Consider the following 2,859-nt stretch of genomic DNA (forward strand, 5'->3'; position numbering starts at 1 on the left):
CCTTCTGCCAATGCATGAATGTACAAGGTCTCCACTACGATACGGAAGGATTGGAAATAGACCGGCCAAGAGCGTGGAATACGATGTAGCCATTCCCGGTTCCGATTGGAATAGAGGAAGAACCCGATGAAGAAAAAGGAAGGAAAGATGAAGGCCAAGGCAAAGCGAGGCGGGAAATCATGGGACATAAGAAGCCTACTATCAGCGATCAAGTAGATGAGTACCTGCCAAAGGACCAGCGCAATGACTAGGCGCCACTTCAAGGACCTCTCCTCTGTTCTCAAAGCCTGAAAGCCGATACGGATCAGCAGAAGATTGACAAGCAGCGTCAAGGCTATAAAGGAAAGAGGGAGCATTCTTGGAATAGGTGAATAAGGATTATGGCTAGTTCGAAGCTACCCTTTCTATTCGACCATGATCAATCGCACGGTAATCAATCCTTCAAGAAAACACCCTCTTTGCCTCTCTGAAGGTATTGGCATGAGCTTCGATGATATCGCGTATGCGCTCGGAATAGCCTCCGCCCATGCTCACGGCCACGGGTATCTCGGCTTCTCGGGCAACTTCGAACACCCTTCGGTCCCGCTCCCTGCATCCCTGCAGGCTCATGCCCAAGCGGCCGAGCTTGTCGCTCTTCAGTACGTCCACGCCACTCAAATAGAAGATGAGATCGGGGGTTACCGTATCGATCAATCGAGGGAGTTGCTCGGATAGGATCTCCAAATAGGTCGCATCTCCTGTACCATCCGGCACGCCTATGTCCAGGTCACTCTGCTCTTTACGAAGAGGATAGTTATGTGCCCCATGCATGCTGAAAGTGAATACACGCGGCTCATCCTGGAAGATATGTGCGGTGCCATTTCCCTGATGTACATCCAGATCGATGATGAGGATCTGACTCACATCCCCGCGATAGAGCAGCTCGGTACTGGCGATGGCCATATCGTTGAAAAGACAGAAGCCCTCACCTCTATCGGCATAGGCATGGTGGGTGCCTCCTGCAATATTGAGGGAGACACCGCCTTGCATGGCATGATAGGCACACTGCAATGTACCATTAGCGATATGCCGCCCTCTCCAGACCAGGCTCTCGTGAAAGGGAAAGCCCATGGCGCGTATCTCTTTACGGCTCAAAGTGCCGTGCTTGAGTTTATCCCAATAGTCGGAGCTATGGGTGCGCAATATCTGCTCCTCGGTCAAGGGCTCGGGATGGAAGAAATCGATACTATCCACAGTACCCTCGCGTAGCAATTGCTCGGACAGTAAGTCGTATTTGTCCATCGGGAAGCGATGTCCTACAGGTAAGAGGTCGTAGCGATAGATAGGACTGAAAGCGACTTTCATAAATAAACTAGGACTTCAGATGCCCTTGATCCGCTCCCAGAGTTCAGCGAACTGTTGCTTGGCCTCTTCTCCTTCTGGACGCGGTGGCGGAATCTCCTCTACGATGAGGCGGTCGCCATCTGGGATCAACTTGTAGGCAAAGACGAAATCACCTCCCTCCACGGGTTCTCCGAACATCCCGAATCGTAGGTCGTTGTAGACGAGGGTATCGTTCTTCTGAGTGATGGCGAATTCTCCTGCGGTCAAATGCCATAACCGCTCCACCTCCTCGTGATGGGCCAATGGGGCCAATAAGTGCTCGTTCTTGGGAATGCGTACCCAGTGGATGGGACTTTTATCCAAGACCGAATAGTAGGACATGAGATAGGCATCCCCCACATCTACATTGGCGGTCCAGAGAATGCAGTTGAGTACGGTGGGGCGTGTGGAGATATCGATGAGGTCATAGCCTTGTTCTTCCAATGATTCGGTGAATCGGGAGAAGGTCACCCATTTCATGAAAAGGGTGAAGAGCATATAGGTAGAACTGATCACGATACCAGTGAGGGTCATCATGCGCCTCAGGTCGTTCTTCCGGCTCAAGAAGAGTACGATGATCATACAGAGCAAGAAGGGCACGGTATACAGCGGATCGGCCACGAAGATGTTATTCCAAGAGTACTTCCAAGGCAAGGGCCAGAGCAATTGGGTACCCCAGGAGGTGTGTGCATCCAGCAGCGGATGCGTGAACAAGGTCCAGAACATCATGCGGGTCCAATCTGTACGGGTAGAAATGGGCGCGATGGGCTTCATGCGCCAGATGAAGAATCCCAAGAATAGGAAGATACCAGTGACGATGAGCCATCCCGTCAAGGGAGCACCTCCCAATACGAAGAGCCCCAGGACGGCTGCTAAGAAGGTGGCCAAGAAGGCCTTCTCATGCTTCATCACGAGCCAGGAGAAGACAGGGGCTGCTATGAGACAGAAGAAGAGTGAATGACTGAAAGCCCGGTGCATCTCATTCTTGGTGAGGTCATCGAAGATGAAGCCGGTATAGACGTCCAGATCGGGAATGGTGCCGGCCACGGCTCCCCAGAGGATGGCCCGATTGCCCACTTTGCGACCGATAGTCAGTTCGGCAACGGCTGCTCCGAGTACGATCTGGGTGAGTGAATCCATATCAGCTTACCTTGACCTGCTTGAACGGACTGCGCAATTCAAAGGAATTGGGAGCCACCGAGGCCATCAGAGGGGTGATCAATCGATTGGCGATCATGTTGCGGTGCTTGGTATAGAGGCGCATCTCTACGGGTTCAGCCCCTAGCGAACTCTTTGCCTGCTCGGCTGTACGTCCGTAATTGATGCGCTGATGACCGCCTTCGATGGCCCTTCTTAGGAATTCCACAAGCATGCGCTGATATAGACCGAGTTCCCGGTTGCAGTCATAATCCAAGCCCACATAATGCACCTCGAGTTCCTCGCCACAATCAAATGCCGATAGGAAGCCCACAAGCTTTCCTTCACACTCCACCGATT

At 52.3% G+C, this 2,859-nt stretch carries 4 protein-coding genes; all 4 read right to left on the reverse strand.

The features are described from left to right. Positions 1 to 263: hypothetical protein (locus HKN79_00565; GenBank protein ID NNC82044.1), on the reverse strand; the 263-nt coding region annotated here is incomplete at its 3' end. 178 nt (positions 264 to 441) lie between these two features. Next, positions 442 to 1,344: a histone deacetylase gene (locus HKN79_00570; protein NNC82045.1), complete on the reverse strand. Its 903-nt coding sequence runs from the start codon at positions 1,342 to 1,344 to the stop codon at positions 442 to 444. 15 nt (positions 1,345 to 1,359) lie between these two features. Continuing rightward, positions 1,360 to 2,502: a metal-dependent hydrolase gene (locus tag HKN79_00575; GenBank protein NNC82046.1), complete on the reverse strand. Its 1,143-nt coding sequence runs from the start codon at positions 2,500 to 2,502 to the stop codon at positions 1,360 to 1,362. Position 2,503: 1 nt separating this feature from the next. Next, positions 2,504 to 2,859 (reverse strand): GNAT family N-acetyltransferase (locus HKN79_00580; protein ID NNC82047.1); only part of this gene is annotated, 356 nt, incomplete at its 5' end.

The organism is Flavobacteriales bacterium, from assembly GCA_013001705.1.
GTDB lineage: Bacteria > Bacteroidota > Bacteroidia > Flavobacteriales_D > JABDKJ01 > JABDLZ01.